Source organism: Amycolatopsis sp. NPDC003861 (assembly GCF_053605405.1).
The window spans coordinates 20,834-28,040 of the sequence record NZ_JBSGJD010000119.1; the positions used below are offsets into that span (position 1 = coordinate 20,834).

Consider the following 7,207-nt stretch of genomic DNA (forward strand, 5'->3'; position numbering starts at 1 on the left):
TTTTCAGGTGAGAGTGGCCTTCCGGCACCCGGCCACGAGCTGCTCCCCCACCGCCGCCCCCAGCGGTGTGGCCGGATCCGTGAGGTCGTACGGCAGGTCGAAGTGGTTGCGGCCGACGCCGACGAGGTCGGTGACATCGGCGCCGGCCGCGGTCAAGGAGGCCGCCATCGCGTCGTGCTGACGGATGAACTCGGCCGGTTCGCGTTCACCGCGGGCGAGGATCACGGGCGGCAACGCCGGCGGAAGCTTGCCCAGCGGGCTGTTCTCCCGCGCCTCGATCACCGAGAGCCCCAGAGCATCGTCGACGGCCGAGCCGATCAGCGGCTCGAGCTCGTACAGGCCGCTGAGCAGCGTCACCCCGGCGACCGGGGCACCGCCGGGCAGGAGCGCCATCGCGGCCAGGTGCGCGCCGGCCGAACTGCCCGCCAGGTGGATCCGCGCCGGTTCGATGCCGAGCGCCGGCGCGACGTGCGTCAGCAGGCGGATCGCCCGCCGGATCATCGCGACCATCTCGCCGAGCCGGTACACCGGCGCCAGCCCGTAGCCGAGGGCCGCGAACGCGACGCCCCGGTCGAGGAAGCCGCCGGCGGTGAACGCGGCCTGGTGGCGGCCCGACTCCTGCCAGAAGCCGCCGTGCACGAACACCATGAGGGGAGCCCGGGATGCGCCCGGGAGCGGGAACAGGTCGAGGAGCTCGGGCTTCGCGGTGCCGTAGCGCAGGGTCCGGTGGCCGCGGGCCCGCGCGGCGGAGGTCCGGGCGGCGTACTCGCCCAGGTACTCCCCGACGTCGGGCACCAGCCGGCCGGGCATCAGGTCGCGGGGCGAGAGGGCCGTCATGCCGGCACCGCCTCGATCACCGACGCCCGCTCGCCGGACGTCACCGCGCGGACCTCGAACCCGCCGTCGGCCAGCAACCGCCGCCAGGCGGCCTCCGTGCGCTCGCGGCCGCCCAGCAGCACCAGCATGTGCAGGTCCAGCAGGTGCCCCGGATGCGGGCCACCGTCCTCCGGAATGACCTGCTCCAGGACGAGCAGCCGCCCGTCCGCCGGCATCGCCGCGCGGCAGCTGCGCAGGATCCGCGTCGCCTCGGTGTCGTCCCAGTCGTGCAGGATCTGCGCCAGCAGGTAGACGTCCCCGCCGGACGGCACCGACACGAAGAAGTCGCCCTCGACGCGGCGGCACCGCTCCGGCACCCCCGCGTCCGAGACCACGCCGGGCCGGTCGAACACCGTCCCGCGCACCCACGGGTGCGCCTCCAGCAGCAGGCCGAGCAGCATCCCGTTGCCGCCTCCGACGTCGACGACGTGCCGGACACCGTCCCACGAACGCTCCAGCAGCGGCTGCGCGCGCATCCCGGCCAGCCCGGCCTGCGCCCGGTCGAACTCGGCCTGCCGCGCCGGCCGGTCCGCGAGCCACTCGAACAGCGGCGCGCCGAACACCGGCTCGAACGCCGGCCCGCCGGTGCGCAGGCTCAGCGACGCCTCCTCCCAGACCCGGTACGCCTCGCCGGTCATCAGCCTCGACAGGTGCCGCAGCGAGCCCGGGACGTCCGACCGCAGCAGCTCCCCGGCCGGCGTCAGCGCGTACTTCCCCGCCGTCACGGTGAACAGTCCCTCCGCGGCAAGCGCCCGGAGGAACCGCGTCAGGGCGTCGGCGTCGGCGCCGAGGTCCGCCGCCAGGTCCGCCGCCGTGGCGGGCCCGGCCGCGAGCCGGTCGACGACGCCGAGCTCGGTCACCGCGTGGATGGCCTGGGCCACCACCGCGCCCATGATCTTCCGCCGCAGGTCGGCGTAGCCGGTCACGCGGGCACCTCCAGCGGCCGGGCGGACAACGCCGGGAACAACGGCACCGCGGCCGCCCGGCGCAGGTACTCCGCCCCGGTCGTGCCGCCCGTGCCCGGGACCGTGCCGATGATCTTCCTGGTGATCCCCCAGTGGGTCCGCTTCATCGCGCACCACGCCTCGTCCAGCCGCGCCAGGTCCGCGCACAGCCGGGCGGTCGCGACGCCTCCGAGCCGCTCACCCGCCCGCACCACCGCGTCCTGCAACGGAACTCCGGCGGCGATGTCCGGCCGCGGGGCGCACACCGCCTCGATCCGGCGGAAGCCGCGTGACTGGATCGCGCTGCGGCCGCCGGTGTGCGCCCGGATCACCGCGAACACCTCCGGCGGCATCGTGGTCACCACCCGGTAGAGCGCGGGCGAAAGGGCCAGCAGCCGGGCCGCGTCGGCGACCAGCACCCGGGCGCGCTCGACCGCCAGGCGGACGAGCGCGTCCCGGGCCGCCGCCAGCGCGTCGCCGATCCGGCGGTACAGCGTCTCGAACAGCTGCAGGCTGCGGACGAACATCTGCTCGTCGTGCAGCGGGGTCATCGGCAGCAGCGACAGCTCGGTGACCACCCGCACCCGCGGCGCGATCGTCTCGGCCGTCTCGGCGATCCAGGCCCCGGCCAGGTCGGCGAGGTCCTCGTCGGCCGACGGCGGCGGCAGCGGAACCTCCCGCAGCCGCGCCAGGACGCCGAGACACGCCCGGGCCCGCTGCCGCTGCACCCGGCCCGGCTCGCGGCCGAGCGCACGGACCTCCAGCCCGAGCAGATCGGCGGAGAGGGCCCGCAGCAGGTCCGCCGCCGCCCGGTGCGGCGGCAGGTCGGCGCCGGCCGGGCTGTCCAGCAGCGGCACGGCCAGGTAGCCGTCGTAGCCGCCGCCCGCCTGGTCGGCCGTGCTCGGCAGCCAGTCCGGCAGCGGCCACGCGAGCCGCGCGCGGCCGCCCCCGGACAGTCTGCCGTGGACGGTCCGCAGCAGGGTGACGAGCTCGTCACCGGCGTAGGTGCGGCCTGCCGCCCGGTAGTGGCGCAACACCGGGGCGAACGGGAACCGGGCCACCTCGGCCGGCCCGATCGGGCCCCGGGCGGCGGCCAGCCACGCGTGCACCGCCGTGACGGCCGCGCGCCGGTCACCCCCGCGCGCCGCGGCCTCGCTCACGCCGCCCACCCCGGTCCCGCCGGGCCACGGGCCGGCGCCGTCGCTCGCTGCCACCACCGTGCTCGCCGCCTTCTCTCAGACCTGGTAACGCTTCTTGACGTCCTCGGCGAACCCGAGGTAGTCCCGCAACGGCCAGACCGCTTCGAACTCCAGGTACTCCCGCATCGGCAGCCGCCCGAGCGCGGTCCGGTCGAGCTCCTCGGCGTCCGGGGAGTCGATGATCGCGATCACCCGCTTCTGCGCGGCGACCTTCCAGATCCCGACGCAGAACCCGGAGTCGACGGTCTCCTGGGCGTGCTCGGCCTCGTCGGCTTCGACGTCCCACAGCTCGTCGAGGGTGATCCGGCCCTCGTGGTTCCATCTCATCTGCACGTAGAACAACATCGGCGTTTCCCTTCCGTGGGGCCGGATCGGTCAGAGCGCCCGGATCCGGGCGGTGAGGCGGTGGTCCGGGCCGAACACCTCGGCGGCGATGTCGAGCGCGGTCTTGCCGTCGTGCCCCTCGACGTCCACCCGGGCGCCGGCGTCGAGCAGGATCGACGCGCAGTCGTCGTAGCCGTGCCAGAGCGCGTCGTGCAACGCGGTGTAGCCGTTGGTCGCGCCCTGGTAGTCCAGGTCGGCGCCCGGGGCCGAAGCCAGCGCCGAGGTGATCGTCGCGTGTCCGTTGTAGACGGCCTTGTGCAGCGGGCTCGCCCCGAACGTCGGCTCGGTCGCGTTGACGTCGGCGCCGCCGCGCAGCAGCAGCCCGGCGATCTCGGCGTGCCCGTCGCGCGCGGCGACCAGCAACGGGGTGTGCTGGTCGTTGAAGCCGTTGAGGACCGGGTACCGCGCGTCGACGTCGGCGCCGGAGGCGATCAGCGACCGCACCCGCTCGACGTCGTTCGCGGTCACCGCGGCCATCAGCTCCTGCGCCGCCACCGCGTCCTCGTCGGACTTCGCGCGGTCCTTCAGCGCCTGCTCGGCTTCGAGCAGCTTCTCCTTGCCGAGCTTGTTGACGTTCAGCTCGTACTCGAAGTGCTCCTTCATCGAGAAGCCGTAGTGCGTCGAGAGGTTGACGCCCGCGCCGAGCTCCAGCAGGAACCGGGCGATGTGCGGCCACTTGTACCAGAGCGCGTCCATCAGCGGCGTGTGGCCGGTGGTCGCGGCCACCGCGTCCACGAACGCGCCCGCGTCCACGAGCACCCGCACGGTCGCCAGATCGCCGCGCTGAACCGCCTTGTGCAACGCGGTCGCGCCGCCGCGGCTGTCGGTGGTGAACACGTCGGCGCCCGCGTCGACCAGCTCGCGCACCACGCCGGCGTTCCCGAGCCCGGCGGCCACCAGGAACGTCGTCAGCCCGGTGGCGGGGTCGCGGCGGTTCGGGTCGGCGCCGTCGCGGACGAGCCGCCCGGCCTCCTCCCGGTCGCCGGCGCGGACCGCGGCGAGCAGCCGCTCGTCGATGTCGGAGCGGAACAGCGCGATTTCCGGGCTGGCGTCGAAGAACGCGCGCCAGTGCGTCACCAGGCCGTCGTCGCCGACGGTCAGCACCATCGCGAACTCGAAGTCCACCTCCATCCCGGTCCGGTGGTGCTTGAGCTTCTGGTGGTTGACGACGAATGCGCGGTCGCCCTCGACGACCATCTGCCGCTGCTCGAACTCGGTGACGTCGGCGTAGAGCGTGCGCAGCCGGAACGCCTCCAGCACCTCGTCCTTGCCCCGCCACACGCGCAGGTTGGGCACGATCGTGTTGAACTCGTTGCCGGGCAGGTCGAAGACGATCGCCGGGGAGAGCGCGGCGAGCACGCCCTCGACGTTGCCCGCCGCGACGTCGGAAAACAATTGCGTGACCACCGCGCGGGTGCTTGTGCTGTCCGCCATGAGAGATCCTTAGGCCGTTGTGTCTACTGTGGTGTGCCGGGCCTTTCCGCTCCCCAGCACACCGCGCCGCCGCCGCGCCGGGCAAGGCGCCGCCGCGCACTATCCCAAGTCACGCCGGTCGGGCTACTCCGTGCATTCGGCCTTGCCCGCCAACGGATCCGCACTCGACGCTGGAGGGGCCGCCGTCCACCGCGGCGGCCGGGTGAGCGCAGGAGGGTTTCGCCATGTCCCTGTCCCCAGAACTACCCCGCTCCACCGACGTGCTCGTCGTCGGCGCCGGGCCGGTGGGCCTGACGATGGGCTGCGCGCTGCGCACGCTCGGGATCGACCACGTCGTCATCGACCGCGCGCCCGGGCCCGCGGCGCACTCGCGGGCGTCGGCGGTGCACGTGCGCACGCTGGAGTCGCTGGCCGCCATCGGCGTCGCCGACGAGCTGGTGGCCCGGTCCATCCCGGGCCGCACGTTCACCGTCCGCGACGCGGAAAAGGTGCTGCTGTCCATCCCGTTCGCGGAGCTGGACACGCCCTACCCGTACGCGCTGAGCATCCCGCAGATGACCACCGAGGAGGTGCTCGCCGAGCGCTACGCCGCGCTGGGCGGCACCGTGCACCGCACCACGTCGCTGCTCGACCTGCGGGACACCTTCCCGGGCAGCACGGCGTCCATTGTGGACTCCGACGGGGTCGTGCGGGCGATCGACGCCCGGTACGTGGTCGGCGCCGACGGCATCCACAGCACCGTCCGCGACCGGATCGGCGTCGCCTTCCCCGGCGGCGCGCGGCCGCAGACCTTCATGCTGGCCGAGGTCACCATGGACTGGCACGGCCCGGAGGACGAGGTCGTCACGTTCTACTTCTCCCCGCGCGGGCTCGGCGCGGTGGCGAAGATCCCCGGCGACTTGTACCGCGTGGTGGCGCTGGTCGGCGACGACGCCGGCGTGCCCACCCGCGAGGACGTCCAGGAGGTCATCGACACGCGCGGCCCGGGTGCCGCGGGCGGCCGGGTGCGCGAGGTCAAGATGGCTTCGAACTGGCGGGTGCACGAGCGGCTGGCCGACACCTTCCGGCAGGGCCCGGTGTTCCTCGTCGGCGACGCCGGGCACGTGCACAGCCCGGTCGGCGGACAGGGCCTCAACACCGGCGTCCAGGACGCGCTGAACCTCGCCTGGAAGCTGGGCGCGGTGCTCGACGGCACCGCCGCGCCCGCCCTGCTGGACACCTACGACGCCGAGCGGCGGCCGGTCGCCGCCGGGGTGCTCGGGTTCACCGGCACGCTCACCGAGATCTCGACGCAGACGAACCCGGCGAGCATCGGGCTGCGCAACGAGGTGCTCGACTCGGTCGCCCAGCTGCCGGCGTTCCGCGCGTGGCTCGCCACCCGGCTGGCCGGCCTGCACATCGGCTACGGCGGCGCCGAGGGCCCGCACTCGCCCGGCCCGGGGCGGCGCGTGGCCCCCCGGCGCGGGATGGCCCCCGGCATCGGCTGGACGCTGGTCATCCCGCCCGCCGCCGACGCCGTCGCGGTCAAGGAGGCCGCCGAAGCGAGCGTCACGCCGATCACCGTGCTCCCGGACGGCGACGCCACCCACGCCACGCTCGTCCGCCCCGACGGCTACGTCGCGCTGACGGCGGACGCCGAGGCCGCCGCGACCCTGCCCGCCGGGCTCGCCGCCTGGCTGCGGCGCTCCTGATCCCGGTACCCGGTCCCGGGTCCCCGGTCCGCACCACCCGTGAAGGCAGTACCCAACCGAGGAGGTAGTCCCATGTCGGCACCCTGGTCCCGCCCGCCCGGCTCGGCCACGCTGATGCACGTCGCGATCCTCTGCAAGGACGTCGACGAATCCCTGCGGTTCTACCGCGACGGGCTCGGCTTCGCGAAGACGTACGAGTGGTCCAAGACGACCAGCGACACCGGTCAGGTGCTCTACTGCGACCGGGGCGTCTACATCGAGCTGGACGGCCACACCTACATCGAGCTGTTCCCCGGCGGCCGCGACGACGTCACGTCGATTTCCGGTCCGCTGCAGCACATCGCGCTGATCGTCGACGACGTCGACGAGGCGTACACGAAGTGCCTGTCCGCCGGCGGCGCCGCCTTCCCGATCGAGGACTGGGACGGCGCGCCGACCCAGGTGTTCATCAACGGGGAGCCGGAGATGGAGGTCCGGGTCGCGTTCGTCCGCGGCCCCGGCGGCGAGCTGATCGAGCTGTACCAGCAGCTCAGCCCGGTGGTGGCGATCGACCGCACCGCCGCGGCCGCCGGCGCTTCGGCGTAGCGGCACGACGAGAAGCGGGCGGGGGCGGGCCCGGGGCCCCCCCCCCACCAGCGGCCACCCCAAACAACACCACCGGGCCGGGGTGATTGAGACA

Annotated in this window: 7 protein-coding genes; 2 read left to right on the forward strand and 5 right to left on the reverse strand. The window is 74.1% G+C overall.

Annotated features, from left to right (window positions below):
* Positions 1-3: 3 nt before the first annotated feature.
* From ACWEVN_RS26895 to ACWEVN_RS26915, 5 genes are all read right to left on the reverse strand, one after another.
* Complete coding sequence (locus tag ACWEVN_RS26895; RefSeq protein WP_452053141.1) at positions 4-837, reverse strand: alpha/beta hydrolase; 834 nt, start codon at positions 835-837, stop codon at positions 4-6.
* On the reverse strand, positions 834-1,802 hold the full coding sequence (locus ACWEVN_RS26900; RefSeq protein WP_452053142.1) for a methyltransferase: 969 nt from the start codon (positions 1,800-1,802) through the stop codon (positions 834-836). Before ACWEVN_RS26900 ends, ACWEVN_RS26895 begins: the two co-directional genes overlap by 4 nt.
* Positions 1,799-2,980, reverse strand: coding sequence for a hypothetical protein (locus ACWEVN_RS26905; RefSeq protein ID WP_452053143.1), 1,182 nt, complete (start codon positions 2,978-2,980; stop codon positions 1,799-1,801). Before ACWEVN_RS26905 ends, ACWEVN_RS26900 begins: the two co-directional genes overlap by 4 nt.
* A 75-nt stretch (positions 2,981-3,055) precedes the next feature.
* Positions 3,056-3,364, reverse strand: coding sequence for a muconolactone Delta-isomerase (locus tag ACWEVN_RS26910; RefSeq protein ID WP_033262363.1), 309 nt, complete (start codon positions 3,362-3,364; stop codon positions 3,056-3,058).
* A 30-nt stretch (positions 3,365-3,394) separates the two neighbouring features.
* The gene (locus ACWEVN_RS26915) at positions 3,395-4,837 is read right to left on the reverse strand and encodes an ankyrin repeat domain-containing protein (RefSeq protein WP_449683662.1); all 1,443 of its coding nucleotides are present in this window, start codon (positions 4,835-4,837) and stop codon (positions 3,395-3,397) included.
* 224 nt (positions 4,838-5,061) lie between these two features.
* Between ACWEVN_RS26915 and ACWEVN_RS26920 the strand changes: the two genes are divergently transcribed.
* Entirely contained in the window at positions 5,062-6,528 is a 1,467-nt protein-coding gene (locus ACWEVN_RS26920; protein WP_452053144.1) for an FAD-dependent monooxygenase, read from the forward strand.
* Between the two features lie 72 nt (positions 6,529-6,600).
* A complete protein-coding gene (locus ACWEVN_RS26925; protein WP_452053145.1) occupies positions 6,601-7,113 on the forward strand; it encodes a VOC family protein in 513 nt (170 codons plus the stop codon).
* The last annotated feature ends 94 nt before the right edge of the window (positions 7,114-7,207 follow it).